This is a genomic window from Bradyrhizobium sp. STM 3562, assembly GCF_045571435.1.
Classification (GTDB): Bacteria; Pseudomonadota; Alphaproteobacteria; order Rhizobiales; family Xanthobacteraceae; genus Bradyrhizobium.
The window spans coordinates 2078883-2096892 of sequence record NZ_CP120694.1 but is presented as its reverse complement, the minus strand read 5'-3'; the positions used below and the strand labels follow the sequence as shown (position 1 = coordinate 2096892).

The 18010-nt window shown below is 61.5% G+C and carries 19 protein-coding genes; 13 read left to right on the top strand and 6 right to left on the bottom strand.

Annotated features, from left to right (window positions below):
- Positions 1-9 precede the first annotated feature (9 nt).
- From P6U23_RS09690 to P6U23_RS09680, 3 genes are all read right to left on the bottom strand, one after another.
- On the bottom strand, positions 10-393 hold the full coding sequence (locus tag P6U23_RS09690) for a response regulator transcription factor (protein ID WP_407179385.1): 384 nt from the start codon (positions 391-393) through the stop codon (positions 10-12).
- Between the two features lie 91 nt (positions 394-484).
- A complete protein-coding gene (locus P6U23_RS09685; RefSeq protein ID WP_407179384.1) occupies positions 485-1156 on the bottom strand; it encodes a response regulator transcription factor in 672 nt (223 codons plus the stop codon).
- Positions 1153-3033, bottom strand: coding sequence for a PAS domain S-box protein (locus tag P6U23_RS09680; protein WP_407179383.1), 1881 nt, complete (start codon positions 3031-3033; stop codon positions 1153-1155). The genes P6U23_RS09685 and P6U23_RS09680 overlap by 4 nt, the downstream gene beginning before the upstream one ends.
- Positions 3034-3741: 708 nt before the next feature.
- Between P6U23_RS09680 and P6U23_RS09675 the strand changes: the two genes are divergently transcribed.
- The 3 genes from P6U23_RS09675 to P6U23_RS09665 all read left to right on the top strand — a co-directional run bounded on the left by P6U23_RS09675 (position 3742) and on the right by P6U23_RS09665 (position 5569).
- Complete coding sequence (locus P6U23_RS09675; RefSeq protein ID WP_407179382.1) at positions 3742-4152, top strand: hypothetical protein; 411 nt, start codon at positions 3742-3744, stop codon at positions 4150-4152.
- On the top strand, positions 4149-4373 hold the full coding sequence (locus tag P6U23_RS09670; protein ID WP_407179380.1) for a hypothetical protein: 225 nt from the start codon (positions 4149-4151) through the stop codon (positions 4371-4373). The genes P6U23_RS09675 and P6U23_RS09670 overlap by 4 nt, the downstream gene beginning before the upstream one ends.
- Positions 4374-4876: 503 nt before the next feature.
- Positions 4877-5569 carry a hemolysin III family protein gene (locus P6U23_RS09665; RefSeq protein WP_407179378.1) on the top strand — a complete coding sequence of 231 codons (693 nt, stop codon included), beginning with the start codon at positions 4877-4879 and terminating at the stop codon, positions 5567-5569.
- 116 nt (positions 5570-5685) lie between these two features.
- Here P6U23_RS09665 and P6U23_RS09660 read toward each other — a convergent pair whose 3' ends face one another.
- Positions 5686-6675: an ABC transporter substrate-binding protein gene (locus P6U23_RS09660; RefSeq protein WP_407179376.1), complete on the bottom strand. Its 990-nt coding sequence runs from the start codon at positions 6673-6675 to the stop codon at positions 5686-5688.
- Positions 6676-6823: 148 nt separating this feature from the next.
- Between P6U23_RS09660 and P6U23_RS09655 the strand changes: the two genes are divergently transcribed.
- Both P6U23_RS09655 and P6U23_RS09650 read left to right on the top strand, forming a co-directional pair.
- On the top strand, positions 6824-7801 hold the full coding sequence (locus P6U23_RS09655) for a tripartite tricarboxylate transporter substrate binding protein (protein ID WP_407179375.1): 978 nt from the start codon (positions 6824-6826) through the stop codon (positions 7799-7801).
- Positions 7802-7936: 135 nt separating this feature from the next.
- Positions 7937-8635, top strand: coding sequence for a molybdate ABC transporter substrate-binding protein (locus P6U23_RS09650; protein WP_407179373.1), 699 nt, complete (start codon positions 7937-7939; stop codon positions 8633-8635).
- A 117-nt stretch (positions 8636-8752) separates the two neighbouring features.
- On the opposite strand, the gene P6U23_RS09645 is transcribed toward P6U23_RS09650, so the two are convergent.
- A complete protein-coding gene (locus tag P6U23_RS09645) occupies positions 8753-9775 on the bottom strand; it encodes a c-type cytochrome (RefSeq protein WP_407179372.1) in 1023 nt (340 codons plus the stop codon).
- 439 nt (positions 9776-10214) lie between these two features.
- Here P6U23_RS09645 and P6U23_RS09640 point away from each other — a divergent pair, with 439 nt between their 5' ends.
- Positions 10215-10532 carry a hypothetical protein gene (locus tag P6U23_RS09640; protein WP_407179371.1) on the top strand — a complete coding sequence of 106 codons (318 nt, stop codon included), beginning with the start codon at positions 10215-10217 and terminating at the stop codon, positions 10530-10532.
- Between the two features lie 53 nt (positions 10533-10585).
- Here the strand turns inward: P6U23_RS09640 and P6U23_RS09635 are convergent, their stop codons facing one another.
- Positions 10586-11392 carry an SDR family NAD(P)-dependent oxidoreductase gene (locus P6U23_RS09635; protein ID WP_407179369.1) on the bottom strand — a complete coding sequence of 269 codons (807 nt, stop codon included), beginning with the start codon at positions 11390-11392 and terminating at the stop codon, positions 10586-10588.
- 98 nt (positions 11393-11490) lie between these two features.
- On the opposite strand from P6U23_RS09635, the gene P6U23_RS09630 reads away from it, so the two are divergent.
- The 7 genes from P6U23_RS09630 (at position 11491) to P6U23_RS09600 (ending at position 17950) form a co-directional block, all read left to right on the top strand.
- Positions 11491-12237 (top strand): GntR family transcriptional regulator, encoded by a 747-nt coding sequence (locus tag P6U23_RS09630; protein WP_407179368.1) that lies wholly within the window; start codon positions 11491-11493, stop codon positions 12235-12237.
- Between the two features lie 75 nt (positions 12238-12312).
- Positions 12313-13311 carry a TRAP transporter substrate-binding protein gene (locus P6U23_RS09625; RefSeq protein WP_407179367.1) on the top strand — a complete coding sequence of 333 codons (999 nt, stop codon included), beginning with the start codon at positions 12313-12315 and terminating at the stop codon, positions 13309-13311.
- Between the two features lie 49 nt (positions 13312-13360).
- Positions 13361-13876, top strand: coding sequence for a TRAP transporter small permease (locus tag P6U23_RS09620; RefSeq protein WP_407179365.1), 516 nt, complete (start codon positions 13361-13363; stop codon positions 13874-13876).
- A gap of 18 nt (positions 13877-13894) precedes the next feature.
- Positions 13895-15184 (top strand): TRAP transporter large permease, encoded by a 1290-nt coding sequence (locus P6U23_RS09615; protein ID WP_407179364.1) that lies wholly within the window; start codon positions 13895-13897, stop codon positions 15182-15184.
- Positions 15185-15239: 55 nt separating this feature from the next.
- Positions 15240-15929 carry a cyclase family protein gene (locus tag P6U23_RS09610; protein ID WP_407179363.1) on the top strand — a complete coding sequence of 230 codons (690 nt, stop codon included), beginning with the start codon at positions 15240-15242 and terminating at the stop codon, positions 15927-15929.
- Between the two features lie 123 nt (positions 15930-16052).
- The gene (locus tag P6U23_RS09605) at positions 16053-17141 is read left to right on the top strand and encodes an amidohydrolase family protein (protein ID WP_407179362.1); all 1089 of its coding nucleotides are present in this window, start codon (positions 16053-16055) and stop codon (positions 17139-17141) included.
- A gap of 32 nt (positions 17142-17173) precedes the next feature.
- Positions 17174-17950 carry a cyclase family protein gene (locus P6U23_RS09600; RefSeq protein WP_407179360.1) on the top strand — a complete coding sequence of 259 codons (777 nt, stop codon included), beginning with the start codon at positions 17174-17176 and terminating at the stop codon, positions 17948-17950.
- Positions 17951-18010 lie beyond the last annotated feature (60 nt).

Here is an 18010-nt window from a genome sequence, read left to right as displayed (position 1 = left end):
CCTACCCGCTCACGTCTCTCCGCTTTCGCGCTTCAGTGCTTGATCAAGGCAGCTCACCAAGGCCGGCGGCGCAAACGGCTTGGCGAGAAATCCGATCGCGCCCTGCTTCAGGGCGCGGGCGCGCACCTGGTCATCGGGAAAGGCGGTCATGAAGATGAAGGGAGTGCGGATGCCGTTTCCGCGCATGTGGGCCAGCAGGTCGAGCCCGCTCATGCCGGGCATGTGGACATCGGCAATCACGCAGGAAATGTCCTGCAGCTCGGGCGAGCGCAGGAAGTCCTCGCCAGAGGCAAAGGCATGGACAACATAGCCACGTGCGATCAGCAGATTCCTGGTCGCGGCACGCACGGCGGCATCGTCGTCGATCACCGCGATCACCGAAGGCGCTGACAAACCGACTGCTCCTCAGATGGGAAGCCCATGCGCCAAGCGCCGCAACCCAGCAAGGAAACTGAGCCCGCCGCGAGCAATTGTAAAACCATACTTAGGTTTGTACGTCGGGCTTGGCCGGACGAACGCCAAGCGTCTCGGCCATTCTGACGAGATCGGCAAGCGACCTCGCACGCATCTTCCTCATGATCTGCCCGCGATAGAGTTTGACCGTGATCTCCGCGAGACCAAGCTCGGCCGCCACTTGCTTGTTCATCAGCCCGGAGGCGACCAGGGCCAAAACCTCGCGCTCGCGCGGGGTCAGGGTCTCGAACAGCGCGCGCAGATCGGCGAGCGATTTCTCGGACTCGCGGCGCTTGCGATCGCGCTCGATCGCGGCGGCGACCGCATCGAGCAGATCCTGATCGCGAAACGGTTTGGTGAGGAAATCGACGGCGCCGCCCTTCATCGCACGGACGGTCATGGGAATGTCGCCGTGGCCGGTAATGAAGATGATGGGAATGTTGACCTTGGCTTTTGCAAGATCGACCTGCAGATCGAGCCCGCTCAGTCCCGGCAGGCGGATATCCAGCACCATGCAGCTCGGCTGGTCCGGAAGCTTGCACCGCAACATCTCCTGAGCCGAGCCGAGCGCTTCCACCTGCAATCCCACCGTTCGCAGGAGATTGGTGAGCGAACGACGCATCGAGGGGTCATCGTCCACGATGAACACGACGGGATCATCGCCTGTAGCCGGATCACTTGATGGCTTAGCGCGCTCGCTCACGGCGCATCCTCTTGGCGCAGCGGGAGCGTGACGTCGAAAGTGGCGCCGCCGCGCCCATTGCCGCGAGCGGACAGCTTGCCGCCATGAGCTTCGACGATCGAGCGGCAGATCGACAGGCCCATGCCCATGCCGCCAGGCTTGGTCGTGAAAAACGGGTTGAACATGGACTCGGCAACGTCGGGATCAATGCCGACGCCGCAATCCGCGATGCTGACCAGCACGCCGCGTTCGTCCCCGCTCGAGTGGATGACGAGCTCACGCGGCCGATCCGTTACGCTGTCCATGGCCTCGATTGCATTCATCACGAGATTGATGATCACCTGCTGGAGCTGAATGCGATCGCCGATAATTCTGGGAAGAGCCGGGGAAAGCTCGGTTCGCGCCACGACCGCGTGGCTCACGAACTCGCGTTGAACCAGCGGCATTACTTCGCCAATGACCTGATTGAGATCGAGCGACACCTTCTCGATCTCCGTCTTCCTGGCCAGCGCTCTGACCTGCCGGATCACTTCACCGGCCCGGTTGCTGTCCTCGATGATCCATTCCACTGATGTGCGGGCGGCGGCGAGATCCGGAGGATCGCGTTCCAGCCAGCTTATACAGGCATCGGCATTGGCGATCACCGCCGCGAGCGGTTGGTTGATCTCGTGGGCGATCGAAGCCGTCAGCTCGCCGAGCGTGGTCACCCGCGTGACATGGGCCAGCTCGGCCTGCGCTTTGCGCAATGCCTGCTCGGCCTGCTCGGCGCGCATGGCCGCGGTGATATCCGTCGAGACGCCGCGATAGCCCTGGAATTTGCCGTCCGCGTCGAAGAACGGCTTGCCGCTGGTCCGAACGTAAAGCGAGACTGCATTGCGATCCTTGGTCCGGTACACGAAGTCGCGGAACGGAAGGTGAGCATCGAGGATTGCGCGATGTTCCCGCCACTTTTCCGGCTCGAGCGAGAGGTCAGGCGCGATGTCCCAGCGCATCAGCCCGATGACGCCGGAAGGCGCCATGCCTGCCGTCTCCGGATGCTCGGAGATACGGGTGATCCGGTGATCGGGGCCGGTCTCCCAGAACCAGTCGGAAGCGGTCTCCGCATAATCGCGGAAGCGTTGCTCGCTCTCGCGAAGTTTCTGTTCGGCCTGCTTGCGCTCGGTGATGTCTTCGCAGGCCACCAGCACGATCGGCTCGCCGCCCGGTCGCGTCATCGCCTTGGCATTTTCCCGGACCCAAAGCACCGAGCCATCCTTCCTGATCTTGCGAACCTCCCAGGTATGGGACCGACCGACCGACTCGAGGCAGACGCCCATCTGTTTGCGGATGAAGTCGCGATCTTCGGCAAGAAAGACGTTCAGCACCGATTGACCGGTGAGTTCCGCGACCGAATAGCCGAGTTGCGCCGCGCCGAAGCTATTCACATTCAGGACCGTTCCCGAGGCGTCCACCATGAAATACATCACTGGATTGTGCTCGAAGACCTCCTGCCATTGCTTGACCGCATGGCGCAAATCGACCTCGCCGTCGCTCCGTTTGGCTGCGTACTCGAGCGCGCTGTTCTTCTCGTTACGCAGATGAGCGATTACGCCGCTCGCCATCAGGGCGGCGAGGAAGAAAGCGGCCACTGCTGCGATCTGTCGTGGATCGTCGATCCGCAAGCGAAGGATGTCCGGAGTGAAAAGCCATATCAGCGCCAGAGTGGCCAGGAGAGACAGGATGGAACACACCGCAAAGCTGGCGATGGCGGAGACGGCCACGATCACGAGCAGGTAGGCCAAGGCGCTCGGAGCAAGGCCAAGCGAAAACACGCCTAGCGTCACCAGCGCCAGCGCAGCGCTGCCCAAGAGCAATTGCGCGGCCGAATTCCCGACACTTGTGGCCTGACTGAGCTTCATGGCAGACCATCCGGCGCTATCCGGTGTAGGAAGTAGAGCACTTTGCGAAAGACGCGACAATTCGTTTCCGGTAAACGAAACGCTCGGGTCGGCGCGCCGCAACCCCTACTTACGTCAGGTTGGCACTGCACCGCATTCCCAACCGATGCGTCTAGGAATACCTCCTTAAGGCCCGCCTGATGCCCGCCAAACCTTCGTATAGCCCCTCTATGCCTTTTGATGGCAGGCGCCAACCTCCGTAGGATTGAGCAGATGGCTTGGCGCCCGCTAGTGTGATCACCAATCGGGCCCGGGTAGACAAGCGGCCCAGAGGGTGACGCTCTCTATTCGCTGCCGCCATGCGCGCCGGAAGACGTGACATCCCGCCACGAACCGGAGCTAACGCTTCTTCTGCGCGCGCCATGCGACGGCGATCAGCCGGTCCCGAGCTTCCGTCCCTGCGAGGTCAACAGGAGCCAACATGCATAGCAGCTCGGAATGTCCTCACCACAACGGATCGAAGCGCTGCGCCATCTGCGGCGGTAAGTTTGGTCTGATCCGCCATTATTCCTGGCGCACGGCGCTCTGCTCCGGCCGATGCCTCGACCAGTTCAGGGCCCGCCGCGAGCGCGATCGCCGCTGGCTGTTCCGGTTTCAGGCGTACGGGGAGGACGGCCGCAATCTTCGCAGCGAGTTTGCCGCGTCAATGGGCTGAAGGCGGGGGACCGCATGAGGCTGCTCTACACCTTGCTGATGTGCGGCGGGCTCTGCGGTTCCCTGGTCGTCCCGGTCCAGGCGCAGGAGATCCGAGGGGAAACCGGCGCGGAGGCGGCGCATCGCCATCATCCGCCCGAGGACCAGGCCCTGCACGAAAAGTTTTATTCGAACTGGCACATGCCGGATAACCCAGCGCTGAGCTGCTGCAACGACGCGGACTGCTATCCGACCGAGATCAGATATGTGGACGGCAAAATCTACGCAAAGCGCAGGGAGGACGGTAAATACATTCTCATCCCCGCGCAGAAGGTCGAGCGGAACAGGGATAACCCCGACGGGCGAAATCACCTCTGCGCTCCGCCGCCGAGCGCATACGGGCAACCCGACACCGTTTACTGCTTTGCCCTGGGAGGCGCGACATGAACTTCATCTGCGTGAACGGCAGGACGCCTCACCCGCGAACGTTCTGCATGCTGTGCCTTTCGCCGATCGGAACGAGCTATCTGCGGGACATCAGAACGCGAATCCCCTTCTGTGATCAGCGCTGCTACGCGCTGCTGCGCCAGAGCAGCGCGGCCCTCCTGCCGGACGGCCCGATCCTGCCCGCGCGAGCTCTTGAAAAGCGCGCCGAGCCGTGCAGTTGACGTCGTGAAATACGTGCTCGTCAACCACAGCGCGCCCAACGCGAATTGCACCTGCGACAGGTGCGGTCATCCGCTGCAAACAACCTACTTGCGAGACGTTGCCACGCGAAGGCGGTATTGCGGTCACGAGTGTTACCGGCGCCGGCCCCTGTCGGGCTTTCCACTGCTCGAAATCATGATCCCCGCAACCATGGTCATCTTGGGTCTCGCCATCCATGCATGCGCGCTGTCGGCGAGCCTCATCGAGGCGGCACTGCTCGCCTATGACGAGGCGGACGCGCCGCGAACGAGGTAACGAGCCGTGGCGCCTGCCGGGAGGACACCCACAACGATCAGACGTGGAAGATATTCGCATAGCGCGCCTTGATGGCCTCGCCCTCAACGAAATCCTACGGCATCGGCAGTTCGACGCTGACGAGCATCGAATCTTAACGTTGTTTATTCCCGCGCGATTGCTGCTTCCGGAACGTGGAACGTTCAAGGCTCATTCGCCTTTCTAGCATATGAGCAGTGATTTCACCGCCCCGGGCCGCCGCCATATCGCGGCAGAGCCTGGTGCAATCGATTGGGACTACGATCCGCTCGAGGTAATCGCTGATGGTATCGTCCATCTCACCGGCGTGTGCCTCGGATTAATCGCCGGCCCCATGCTTATTGTCCTCAGCCTGGTTTCAGCGACCCTGCTGAGCATTATCGCCGTCGTGATATATGTCTGGGGTCTGTTGTCGATGCTCTCTTTCTCAGCCGCCTTTAATTTGTGGCCGGTGTCCCGCACCAAATGGCTGCTGCGGCGGTTTGATCATTCGGCGATTTTTCTCCTCATCGCTGCGACCTACACGCCATTCATCGTCGATCTGAAGAACAGTTCTCTTGCCGGCCTATTCTTGATCGGCCTGTGGAGCGCTGCCGTCCTCGGGATCATGATAAAGCTCCTCTGCCCCGGTCGCTTCGAGCGCACCTCAATCGGCTTCTGTCTTCTGATGGGTTGGAGCGGGATCCTGCTGTATGAGGGAGCGAAGGGATTATTTCCGCCAGGGGAGCTGAGGCTCGTCATCATCGGCGGCGCGCTTTACACATTTGGCCTGGTGTTCCATCTCTGGCAGCAATTGCGGTTCCAGAACGCGATCTGGCATTTTTTTGTGCTTCTTGGTGCGGCCTGCCATTACGTTGCGGTGCTTGAGCTCGTGTTGCAGTAGCTTTTCAAACGTGCCCCTTCGCTTTCTCCTGTCCCCAACCGATCAGACGTGGAAGATCTTCGTATAGTGCGCCTTGATCGCCTCGCCCTCCCTCACGACCGCCTCCGGGTCGTCCTTCATGGTCTTGATCTCTTCAGCGGCTTGCGGCCGGGCTTATCCTGTGTATCCGGATGCACCGAGCGTAGCCCGCCGACATCGACGATGAGCTGCTGCGCCTCGCGGCCGAGGCAGAAGGACTGAAACAGCTTGGCCGCATTCGGGTTGGGCGAGGATTTGAAGACGGCGTTAGGACCCACGATCAGCGGCGAGCCCTCGGTTGCATAGACCGGCTCGACCGCGCGGCCCCTCTCCTTCAGCTCGAAGCTGTTGTACTCGTTGCCGTCGGCCATCACGGCGCGCTCGCCGAGATCGAGCTTCTTTGGCGGATCGGCGGAGGATTGCACCTGCATGACGTTCTGCTTCGCAAGCCGCTCGAAGTAGCCCCAGCCGAGATCGCGCTGCATCTGGTACGTGGCGGTCATGATGGTGCCGCTATAGCCGGGATGCGCCTTCACGATCTTGCCCTTCCATTTGGGATCGAGCAGATCGGCGAAGCTCCTCGGCGCCTCCTCCGGCTTCACCAGATTGGTGTTGTAAGCGATAATCGAGAGCCAGACGCGGAAGCTCGCATATTGACCATCGACGTCGCGATGCTCGGCCGGAAATCTCGCGACATCCTCGGGTACGTAAGGCAACAGGATGCCGTCCCGCTTCCAGACGATAAAATGCGCCGCATCCGATGAATTGACCACGTCAACCGCATGAATGTTGCTGGAATATTCCTGACCGATGCGCTGAAACACGCGCTCCGCGCCGGTGCGCTCGACGCGCACCGAAATCCCTGAATATTTTGCCTCGAAAGCTTTGGCGACCTTTTCCGCGACCGGCAGGTCAGTCGAGGTATAGTAGACCACCTGGCCTTCCTTCTTCGCCGCATCGATCAGCGCCGGCGTGACGGCCTCCGGTGGCGGCGCGTTTGCCAGCACGCGGGTCGAGAAGGTCGTCCCGATCAGCGCGGCGCCCGCGCCCTTGAGCAGATCACGACGCGAGACCTTAGGGGTCTTCATGGGGCGTTTCCTTTAAGTGATTGGCGATCTCCGCGACACCGCAAATTAGTCCTTATTCCTGCGCGGTCCAGCCAGTCTATCGTCGACAGCCTGTTTGCATTGCAGCTAGATTGCTGGGTAACGAACAAACGATTGTGGGGAGGCCGAAATGACCGGCCCGCGGGTTGTGCTGGCGCTGCTCGCATTGCTGTTTGCAGCACCCGTGACGAGTGCGTCATCCTACGCCGACGATTATCCGAGCCGGCCCGTCAAGATCATCGTCCCCTTCGGCCCCGGCGGGCCTGCTGATGTCGCCGCGCGCCTCCTCGGTAACATCCTGCAGCAAAGTCTTGGCCAGCCGTTTGTCATTGAAAACCGGACCGGCGCCGGCGGCGTGATCGGGACGCAGGAGGCCGCTAAGGCCACACCCGACGGCTATACGCTGCTCATGATGTCCAACACCCAGACCGCGAATGAATCGCTGATCCCATTGGCGCAGCGCAAATATGACCTGATGCGCGACCTCGCGCCGATCGCACCGGTGAATTATTCCGACCTCGTCATTGTCGTGCACCCTTCCGTCCCCGCCAGAACGCTGCAGGAATTCATCGCGCTTGCGAGATCGCAGCCGGGCAAGCTGAACTACGCGTCCTCGGGCCAGGGCACGCCCTACCATATGGCCGGCGAGCTGTTCAAAACGATGGCCGGCATCGACGTCGTGCATGTGCCTTACCGCAACAGCGGCGAGGCGCGCAGCGGCGTGATCGGCGGACAGGAGCAGATGATGATCGACGCGGTTCCGGCGATGGCGCCCAATGTTGCGGAGAAGCAGGTGCGCGCACTCGCAACCACCGGCAAAACGCGCTCGAGCGTCCTGCCCGACGTGCCGACGGCAAGCGAAGCCGGCGTTCCCGGCTATGAGGCAACCATCTGGCTCGGCGTGGTGGCGCCGGCGGGCACGCCAAAGCCGATCATCGAGAAGCTCAACACTGCCGTCAATGCGATCGTGAAGCGCCCCGACATCATCAGATTGTGGACCGAACAGGGCGCCGTTCCAATGTCGATGTCGCCGGACGAATTCGACAAATTCCTGCGCGACGACATTGTGAAATGGGCTGACGTCGTCAGGAGATTCGACAAGCAGTAAAGAGGCGACGTCCCATGCCCCGCATCCGCTTTCGCGTCATCTTAGCGCCGAGCGGGCGATACGATGCGGCCACCGTGCCCAGCGGTTTTGGTGAGTGCAGAGGCTATTTCTGATCGCAACAATGGACCTTTCCAAATGAGCACTCTGCACATCCTAAGCGGCGGCGCGGCGCAGGGCCTCGTCGCGAGCCTTGCATCCGCCTTCAAGGCACGAACCGGCCTGGAGATCGCCGGCGAGTTTGGCGCCGTCGGCGTCATGGCCGGCAGATTGCGTGAGGGCACGCCGACCGATCTCGTCATCCTCACCGCGACGCTTGTGGCAAGCCTGGTCGAGGAAAAGCTGCTGCTGGCCTCTTCCATTGCGGATATCGGCAAGGTCGAAACGGCGCTCGCGGTGCGCGGTGGTGATCCAAAAGTGCCGGTCAGCGGCGCCGCCGATCTGCGCGCGGCATTCCTGGCTGCGGATGCGATCTTCGTACCCGACACCAAGGCCTCGACGGCAGGGATTCACGTCGCCAAAGTGCTGCAGCAACTCGGCATCGCGGACGCCGTGGCCGCGCGGCTGAACATTTATCCGAATGGCGCGACTGCGATGCGACATCTTGCAGCGTCCGAGGCCGCAAGGCCGATCGGCTGCACGCAAGCGACCGAGATCATCAGCACGCAGGGCGTCGAACTCTCCGGTTCGCTGCCACCGGGCTGCGATCTCGCCACGACCTATACGGCAGCGATCGCGACGCAGGCGGCAAATCCGGCGCAGGCAGAGATGCTGATCGAGCTATTGACCAGCCGCGATCAGCAGGCCCTGCGAAACCGCGCGGGCTTTTTGAGCTAGTGGTGAACTCACGTCGTCTCATCTCTGAGGTTTCCAACCAAGAGTCCCTGCGATAGGAGCGCCACGTGAAGCATCGTGAACCACCTCGAGGTTTGCTGGCTTACCTCATGCGACTTCCTACGGCTCTAGAGAAGCGAGATAGGCGGCGACCGACACGCGGTCCTCCTCGTCCAAATTAGCGATGACCCCGGCCATCAGGGCGCTCCAGGGCCCGGCGCGCGCGCCATGTTTGAAATCATAAAGTTGCCGAGCGATGTAGCTTGGGGAGCGGCCGGCGATGGCCGGTATGGGGCCAAGGCCCCTGAGATCATGACCGTGGCATATTCCGCACTGGACAGTCTTGCCGGCACCACCCCTCGTGACCAGCGCCTCTCCTTTTGCAACGCTGCCGACTGGCACGTACGCCGTAAATTCGGCGCGATTATCATAGGCCTCGAACTGATCGAGATCATTGGGCACCTCGACAATACGTCCGCCGATCGGCTCCCGCCCTTGGCCTTTCGAAACAGCATAAATCAGCCACGCCACGTATGTTTTGGGGACGCTGTCAGTCTCGATGACCTTGATGCGCTTTTTGAGCTTCAAAGAGGAGAAATATTTCGCCGCCTGCGCCACCTCGGCGTCGGTTACGGCGCGGGAAACCGAAAGCATCAACGCCACCGGGATCCGCTGGGGAACGGAGCTCTTTCGCACTCCATCCCTGAAGTCGGCCACCTGCTGCGCGATGTAAGCCGCAGGAAGCCCGGCGAGGCTCGAGTTTTCGGGGCCGCCCGATCCATCCACGCGATGGCAGTGACCACACGCCAGTACATCGGGCTTCCTGCCAAAAGCGACGATGTCCGGCATCGGGGGATGATCGTCAGGATGCCAGTCCTTGGCGAAAAAACGATCCCGCAGTTGAGTTGTTGTGAAGGCGGCCGAACTGTCCGGCAGATGATGGACCTTGCCGTCGTCCGGCGGAAGCTTGAAATCCGGAGGAGTGATCGGGTACGCCCACGCCGGCTCATCGGCGCTGTCGGCGGACAACATAGATTGTGATGGGAGCGCAAATGAAAGCGCAGTGGCCAAAGCCAGGCTCATTGTCATCCGCTTGGCGACGGATCTACCGACCGTCAGAGCATTCAAGACCTTTCGGTGCATGCGCTCTCCTCCGTGGCCGAGTGATATCGACTGCTTTGAAACGATATTTCTGATCCGCCGAGACCTCGCCCGAGTATCACGGCTTGCAACGTTGAGCGCCTTCGCTGGTTCGCGCAGACTCCATCAAAGCATTCCTGGAACAGCAATTCCGGTGGATTACCGTCAGTAACGTTGACGAATCAGAGAACCGGACCGGCAAACCGCTGCTATGATTCTCGCGTGATCCTGCGATGGAATTGATGAGGCGCCCCGCTGATGCAGCGGATCGAGTGCAATAGACCGCTATTGTCCGAATGCCTCGATGATTTCATCAACGAGAGCAACCCCCGTTCGCGTGATCGATGCGTTTGCCGATGTGCTCGATCGGCGGAAATCAGCTTCGAAGGGGCTGAGCCCGCGGCAACTGGTCGCCGTCGTATCGACGTAAACCGAAGCTGCCATGGATACCGAACCATCGAAGATCTCATACAACGCAGATGGGAAGCCCCGCCTCGGTGGGATCACCTCGATCATGAGCATGGCTAGGAAAGGGCGATACGCCAGCTTCATCTATCCGATTGGTGCGCTCGCCACCGAAATCGCCCTGCTCTATGGCGCATATGAAAATGGCGGATTCTGGCGCGAGCACACTGCCCGTGACCTGCTGATTATTGGCACCATTCACCTAGCAACTGCCGCCCTTTGGCCAGCCCTGGTCGTGACTTTAGTGCTGATATATTTCGGCGCTCTGCGCGGAGGAGTATGGGACATTATGTAAGGCGCGCCTCAGTTCGCAGCCTCTTTCACGCGAAGGTCTGCCCCCGCTCGATGCTATTTGCTGAGCTGCGTCAATCCGGTTGGCGGGCCGTCGACCGCGGTCCAGCCGCCGTCGACGAACAGCGTACTGCCGCTCACATAGCTCGCTGCATCCGACGCCAGATATGCCACCGCGGTCGCGACCTCGTCGGCGCTGCTCCAGCGGTTGAACACGGTGTGCCCGGCATAGAGATTGTAGATGTCCGGCCGCTGCTTGAATGGAGCCGTCAGCGCGGTCTCGACGATGCTCGGCGCGATCGCGTTAACACGGACGCCGAAGCGGCCGACCTCGGAGGCAAATCCCTGCACCAAGAGCCCGATCGCCGCCTTGGTCGAGCCGTAGACCGCAAGGCCCGGCTCGATCGTGACCGCGCGGACGGATGAGCAGGCAATCAGGCTGCCGCCCTTCTGCTCGACCATGAGGCGGCCGAAAGCCTGGAAGAACCAAACCGTGCCTTTGATATTGAGGTTGATGACGCGGTCGAGATCCTCCTCCGTATAGTCGAGGATGGTCTTGCGGATATTCAGCCCCGGCGTTGTCACCGCGATCTCGAGGCGCGGAAACTTCTGCATCGCGGTTTGCGCCAGCGCCGCGACCTCGGCTGCGTTCGCGGCATCGCAAGCCGCTCCTTCAGCCGAGCCGCCGCGTTCGCGAATGGCGGCCACGGTCGCTTGCGCGCCCTCCTCCGACCTGTCCGCGCACAACACGCTTGCCCCGAGCGAGGCCAACGCCTCGGCCGACGACTTGCCAATGCCGGACGCGGCGCCGAGCACGACCGCCGTCCTGCCGGTGAGATCGAACAGCTTGCGATAGTCCGTCACGTCAAACCCTCCCTATGCAGCCCCGTGATCCTGGCAGCGCTTCTTCATTTGCCAATCCGCCCCATATCATATACTAATATATTAGTCGAAGCAGAGTCATGCGCCCACGAGCAACCAGCAAGAAAGCCGAGGCGGCGCCCCGCCCCTCAAGCCCCGCGGTTCGCCGCAATGGCCGGCCGCGTCGGACCACCGCTTCGTCGCGAATCTATGCCGAGTTGCGCGAGGAGCTGGTATCGCTGCAAAGGCGCCCCGGTGAGCCGATCTCCGAAGCGCAGATCGCGCTGTCCTATGGCCTCAGTCGCACGCCGGTTCGTGAAGCGATCCTGAAACTCGCCGACGAGGGCCTAGTCGATATCTTTCCGCAGTCGGGCATTTTCGTCTCGCGCATTCCCCTTGGCGCGCTGCCGGAAGCCATCATCATTCGCAAGGCGCTGGAGGAAACGACGGCGCGGCTGGCCGCGGAGCGCTCTACCTCCAGCCAGGTCCTGAAATTGCGTTCCATTCTCGAGCGCCAGCGCGAATGCGATGCGGCCGGCGATCGCGACGGCTTTCATCAGGCCGACGAAGCGTTTCACGCCACCATCGCTGAAGTCGCCGGGCATCCGGGAATCTGGTCGCTGATCCAGCAGGTGAAGGTTCACGTCGATCGCTACCGCCGCCTGACCCTGCCGCAGGCCGGGCGCATGGCGCAGGTGATCGCCGAACATGTGCCGATCCTCGCCGCCATCGAGGCACATGACGCATCCGCCGCACGGGATGCGATGGAGAGCCATCTGGAGCACCTGCTGCGCGACATCTCGGTCACTCACGATATCAATCCGGAGTTCTTCGACGAACCAGACTGATCGATCCTGCACACGACCAGAGAAGTCGCGCAGGTCACAACATCAAAGCCAACAATAACCACCCGGGAGGACATCATGAAACGCCGTGACTTCATCAGGTTGAGCGCAGGATTCGCAACCGCTGCCGCCATCGCAACGCCGCCCTCCATCGCATCGGCGCAGTCCAAGGCCGTTTTCAAGGCATCCGACGTCCAGCCGGCCGGCTATCCGACGGTCGCGGCGACCGAGAGTCTTGGCAAGAAGCTCGAAGCCGCCACCAACGGGCGGCTGTCGCTGCAGATGTATCCATCCGCGCAACTCGGCGGCGAGAAGGAAACCATCGAGCAGACCCAGATCGGCGCCATCCAGCTCCTGCGCGTTTCCGCCGGCGCGCTCGGCCCGATCGTCGACGACATCAACGTCGTCAACATGCCCTTTCTGTTCAAGAGCATCGCGCATTCGGAACAAATGATGGATGGTCCGATCGGCCAGCAGCTGCTCGACCGCATCACCGCAAGCCCGTCGGCCGGCATGGTCGGGCTGTGCTGGATGAACTCCGGCGCGCGCAGCATCTACGACACCAAGAAGCCGATCCACACGATCGAGGATCTCAAGGGCCTGAAGATCCGCGTCATCGGCAATCCGATCTTCATCGATATGATGAACGCGCTCGGCGGCAACGGCGTCGCCATGGGCTATGATCAGGTGTTCAGCGCACTTCAGACCGGGGTGATCGACGGCGCCGAGAACAATCCGCCGAGCTATGTCTTCAGCAATCACTACACGGCGGCCAAGCACTATTCGCTCACCGAGCACCTGATCATCCCGGAGGTGCTGCTGTTCTCCAAGAGGGCCTGGAACACGCTTTCACCTGACGACCAGAACCTGATCAAGAAATTTGCCCGCGAGGCGCAGTTCGAAGAGCGCGAGCGCTGGAAGGAATATGAGCAGGAGGCGATGGAGAAAGCCAAGGCGGCCGGTTGCGAGATCATCGAGATCGCCGACAAGACGCCGTTCCAGAACGCGGTGAAGCCGGTGTGGGACAAGTATGGCCCGAAATACCAGGACATGATCAAGCGCATCCAGGCCATCTGAGGCGACGGCGCGCGCGAATTGCTTATCTTGCATCGGGAGTGCCTTAAAAATGGCCGGGTTGTTTCGCCGAGCGATGGACTACCTCTATTTCGTCTGCGTCCTGGTCGGCGCCACCGCGCTGGTGCTGATCTCGGCCGTGATCCCCTATGCGGTGTTCACGCGTTATGTGCTCAACAGCGCGGCATCATGGCCCGAGCCCCTCGCGATCCTTCTGACCATCGTGCTGACCTTCATCGGAGCCGCCGCGGCCTACCGGCTCAACCTGCACATGAACGTCGCCTATTTCGCGAGCAAGCTGCCGCCCCTGGGGCGGCGGCTGCTCGATCTGCTCGTGCAGCTCCTGATGGCGCTGATTGCACTCTTCATGATCATCTGGGGCGAGCGGCTGGTCGAGGTGACCTGGCACAATACCATCGCCGATTTTCCGTTCCTCTCGGTCGGTCTCACTTATTTGCCGATACCCCTCGGCGGCGTCTGCCTGCTGCTTTTCATCATCGAGCGGATTTTCCTCGGGCTTCCACCCGACCCGATCGCCCACGGACCGGAAGCCACGCCCTTCGACTGATCGGCACGAGAGAGACACATGGACATCTTCATCCTGCTCGCGACGATGGCATTCTGCTTCGTGATCGGCATGCCCATCGCCTATTCGCTTGCGCTGGCGGCGATTGCCGGCGCGTGGTCGATCGGGATCCCGCTCGAAGCCTTGATGCTGAAAATCTCGGACGGCGTCAGCAAGGTCGCGATGCTGACCATCCCGTTCTTCGTGCTCGCCGGCGCAATCATGGCGGAAGGCGGCATGGCGCGGCGTCTCGTTGCGTTTGCCGACGTGCTGGTCGGCCTCACGCGGCTTCGCGGGGGCTTGTCGATCGTCAACGTGCTGGCGACCACATTCTTGAGCGGAATTTCCGGCTCGGCCGTCGCCGACACCTCGGCGATCGGCTCGGTGATGATCCCGCAAATGGAGCGCTCCGGCTATCCGCGGGTGTTCGCGACCAATCTCACCATCACCTCATCGGTGCAGGCGCTGCTGGTGCCGCCAAGTCATAACGCGGTGCTGTATTCGCTCGCCACCGGCGGGACGATTTCGATCAGCGCGCTGTTCATGGCCGGCGTTTTCCCGGGCCTGCTGCTCGGTCTCTCGCTGATCGTACTTTGCCTTGTGATTGCCTATCGCGAAGGCCATCCGCAGGGACAGACTGTGCCGATGAAGGATGCGCTGCGCATCACCATCGATGCCGCCTGGGGGCTGATTACGCTCGTGATCATTCTCGGCGGCATTTTGGGCGGCATCTTCACCGCGATCGAGGCCGGCGCCGTGGCCTGTCTCTGGGCGTTCTTCGTGACCATGTTCATCTATCGCGACTATCGCTGGCGTGACCTCCCCGTGCTGCTGCATCGGACGCTGCGCACGGTTGCCATGGTGATGACCCTGATCGCCTGCGCCTCCAGCGTCGGCTACATCATGGCGCTGACGCAGATGCCGGCGAAGATGACGGCGTTCTTCCTGTCAATCTCCAGCAACAAATACGTCATCCTGTTCCTGATCAACGTGCTGCTGCTGCTCCTGGGCACGCTGGTGGATATGGCGCCCTCGATCCTGATCGCCACGCCGATCCTGTTGCCGGTGATGCAGAATTTCGGTGTAGATCCCGTGCATTTCGGCATGATCATGCTGCTCAACCTCGGCATCGGCTTGTGTCATCCGCCGGTTGGATCGATCCTGTTTGTCGGCTGCGCCGTCGGCAAGGTCACGATCGAACAGGTGATGCGCAAGATCTGGCCGTTCTATGCCGTGATGTTCCTGGTCTTGATGTTCGTGACCTACATCCCCTCAATCTCGCTCTGGCTGCCAGGCCACATTTTGCGATAGAGCCACGTTTTGCGATAGAGAGGAGCTCTTGTGCCGTCCTGCAAAGGTATGCCGCATGAAGATCGTCGACCTCAGCCGCGAGCTCTACCATCGCGCACCGACCTATCCCGGCCATCCGCCCATCATCCACGGCATCTGGAAGAACCACGACGATGCCTTCGTCGAGTCCGGCAATGTGTACGGGCTGGCATCGATGTTCATCTCGATGCCTGACCATGCCGGCACGCATATCGATGCACCCAGGCATTTCGGAAAGCACGGTATTCCCATCAACGAATATCCGCTGGAGAACTGCATCGTCCCGGGCATCTGCATCGATCTGCGCCATATCGCGCCGCGCGCCGAAATCACGCCGGCCGATCTGCAAGCCGCGGTGCAACAATCCGGCGCGTCCGTGCCGAGGGACGGCACGGTTCTGCTCTGCACCGGTCATCACGCCCGCACCTTCCCGCACAAGGAATATGCGACGGACAATTCCGGCGTGAACGTCGCCGCAACCGAATGGCTCGTCCGACAGGGCGTCGTGCATTTCGGCATCGATTCCATGCGGCCGGGCCCGATGGGCGACGTGAACCTGATGGTTCACAAGGCCTGCCTCGAGCTTGGCATCACTCACATCGAGAGCCTGTGTAATCTGGAGGCCCTGCTTGGCCAGGGGCCATTCACCTTCGTCGGATTGCCGCTGAAGATGCGCGAGGGCACGGCCTCGCCGATCCGCGCGGTGGCGGTGTTCGACATGCTATAGTGCCGGCTGGCGAGCCTGTCTGACCGGATTGTGTACGGCACATCCTATTCTGCATCTTGCTGCCGAACTCCCGCCTGCCTAGGCTGGCTTTTAAGAAGAACAACAGCGATGGAGGAAGCCGTCATGACCACGCGCCGCGATTTTCTCAAAGCTGGTGCTGCCGCAGGCATCGTTTTCTGTAGCTGCGGTCTTCTGCAGAGAGCCCACGCCCAGGGCGCACGTCAGACGCTGCCGGTTACGGTCGGCGGCAAGCGCATCAAGACAATCGACGTTCACGCCCACTGCCATTTCCATGAAGCCGGCGCATTGCTCGGCGCCGATGGTCCCAAATTACAGGTCCCGCCGGTCAACGGCGCGGAGGAAGCCTTCATCGAGGTCGACAAGCGGATCGCCGCGATGGACGCACAGGCCGTCGATCTCGAAGTGCTCTCCATCAATCCCTTCTGGTATGACCGCGATCGCGACCTTGCCGCGCAAATCGTCAAGATCCAGAACGAGAAGCTGGCCGAGCTGTGCGCGTCGAAGCCGGACCGGTTCGCCGCCTTTGCTTCGCTCACGCTGCAGGCGCCTGATCTTGCCGTGCAGGAGCTCGAGACGGCGGTGAAGAAGCAGGGGTTGAAAGGCGCAGCCATCGGCGACGTCGTCAACGGCGTCGAATTTTCCGATCCGAAATTCCATCCGGTCTGGGCCAAGGCGGAGGAGCTGGGCGTGCCCCTGTTCATTCATCCGCAGGGCATTCCGGAATTGAGCAAGCGCCTTGCCGGCAATGGCTGGCTCGCCAATACCATTGCCAATCCGCTGGGCACGACCCTGGCCCTGTCGCATCTGATCTATGAAGGCACGTTCGATCGTTTCCCGGGTCTCAAGATCATCGCGGCGCATGGCGGCGGCTATCTGCCCTCTTATGCCGACCGTTCCGACCACGCCTGCCTGGTCGGGCCCAGGGGCTGCAATCCGGACATCAAACTGAAGAAGCAGCCGACCGAGTATCTCAAGCAGATCTATTTCGATTCGCTGATCTTCTCGCCCGAAGCCATCAGGCATCTGGTGGCACAGGTCGGCGCGAGCCAGGTCGTGCTCGGCAGCGATTACCCCTATCCCTGGCAATTGCATCCCGTGGATCACATTTTCGCCTGCAACTCGCTGAGCGATGACGAGAAGGCTGATATTCTCGGGCGCACCGCCGCAAAGCTGTTCAATGTCGCCGCCTAGACTGTTTGCGAAACCAGAGTGGAGGACGCGCGATGGCGCGAAAGCTGATCGACATCTCCGTGCCATTGCAGAACGACGTACCGGCCGACCCGCCGGGCAATCATCCGACCATTCAGTACCTCGATCACCAGCAGGGGCTGCCGCGCATGCTGCAGTTCTTCGCAGGGTTGAAGGCGGACGACTTGCCCGACGGCCAAGGCTGGGCGGTCGAGCAGATCAATCTCTCGACGCACAACGGCACGCATCTCGATGCGCCCTGGCACTTTCACCCGACCATGAACCGGGGCGAACGGTCATGGACCATCGACGAAGTGCCGCTCGAATGGTGCCTGCAGCCGGGTGTGAAGCTCGACTTCCGTCACCTGCCGGATGGCTATGTCGCAACCGCAAAAGACGTTGAGGACGAGCTCAAGCGCATCCGTCACACGCTCGTCCCGCTCGAGATCGTGGTGGTCAACACCAGCGCCGGCGCCAAATTCGGCCGGCCCGACTACGTCAATTCCGGCTGCGGCATGGGCTATGAAGCGACGATGTATCTGCTCGAACGCGGCGTGCGCCTCACCGGCACCGACGGCTGGAGCTGGGACGCGCCTTTTGTGTACACGGCAAAGAAATACGCCGAAACCAAAGATGCCAGCCTGATCTGGGAAGGTCACAAGGCGGGCCGCCATATCGGTTATTGTCATCTGGAGAAGCTGCACAACCTTGAGCTTCTACCATCCACCGGATTCACCGTCTCGTGTTTCCCGGTGAAGATCGAGCGCGCCTCCGCGGGCTGGACCCGGGCGGTCGCGATCATCGAGGCCTGATCTTTCCCCTATGCTTGCGACTTTAGTTCCGGCCTGTTAGGCCGGGATGAGACGCAGTTT

Excerpts from the sequence above, each read along its gene's own strand:
- P6U23_RS09615 (WP_407179364.1), top strand. The coding sequence starts at position 13,895 with ATGGACATCTTCATCCTGCTCGCGACGATGGCATTCTGCTTCGTGATC.
- P6U23_RS09655 (WP_407179375.1), top strand. The coding sequence starts at position 6,824 with ATGACCGGCCCGCGGGTTGTGCTGGCGCTGCTCGCATTGCTGTTTGCA.
- P6U23_RS09645 (WP_407179372.1), bottom strand. The coding sequence starts at position 9,775 with ATGCACCGAAAGGTCTTGAATGCTCTGACGGTCGGTAGATCCGTCGCC.
- P6U23_RS09600 (WP_407179360.1), top strand. The coding sequence starts at position 17,174 with ATGGCGCGAAAGCTGATCGACATCTCCGTGCCATTGCAGAACGACGTA.
- P6U23_RS09630 (WP_407179368.1), top strand. The coding sequence starts at position 11,491 with ATGCGCCCACGAGCAACCAGCAAGAAAGCCGAGGCGGCGCCCCGCCCC.
- P6U23_RS09605 (WP_407179362.1), top strand. The coding sequence starts at position 16,053 with ATGACCACGCGCCGCGATTTTCTCAAAGCTGGTGCTGCCGCAGGCATC.
- P6U23_RS09660 (WP_407179376.1), bottom strand. The coding sequence starts at position 6,675 with ATGAAGACCCCTAAGGTCTCGCGTCGTGATCTGCTCAAGGGCGCGGGC.
- P6U23_RS09620 (WP_407179365.1), top strand. The coding sequence starts at position 13,361 with ATGGCCGGGTTGTTTCGCCGAGCGATGGACTACCTCTATTTCGTCTGC.
- P6U23_RS09640 (WP_407179371.1), top strand. The coding sequence starts at position 10,215 with ATGGATACCGAACCATCGAAGATCTCATACAACGCAGATGGGAAGCCC.
- P6U23_RS09675 (WP_407179382.1), top strand. The coding sequence starts at position 3,742 with ATGAGGCTGCTCTACACCTTGCTGATGTGCGGCGGGCTCTGCGGTTCC.
- P6U23_RS09665 (WP_407179378.1), top strand. The coding sequence starts at position 4,877 with ATGAGCAGTGATTTCACCGCCCCGGGCCGCCGCCATATCGCGGCAGAG.
- P6U23_RS09610 (WP_407179363.1), top strand. The coding sequence starts at position 15,240 with ATGAAGATCGTCGACCTCAGCCGCGAGCTCTACCATCGCGCACCGACC.
- P6U23_RS09625 (WP_407179367.1), top strand. The coding sequence starts at position 12,313 with ATGAAACGCCGTGACTTCATCAGGTTGAGCGCAGGATTCGCAACCGCT.
- P6U23_RS09650 (WP_407179373.1), top strand. The coding sequence starts at position 7,937 with ATGAGCACTCTGCACATCCTAAGCGGCGGCGCGGCGCAGGGCCTCGTC.
- P6U23_RS09670 (WP_407179380.1), top strand. The coding sequence starts at position 4,149 with ATGAACTTCATCTGCGTGAACGGCAGGACGCCTCACCCGCGAACGTTC.
- P6U23_RS09680 (WP_407179383.1), bottom strand. The coding sequence starts at position 3,033 with ATGAAGCTCAGTCAGGCCACAAGTGTCGGGAATTCGGCCGCGCAATTG.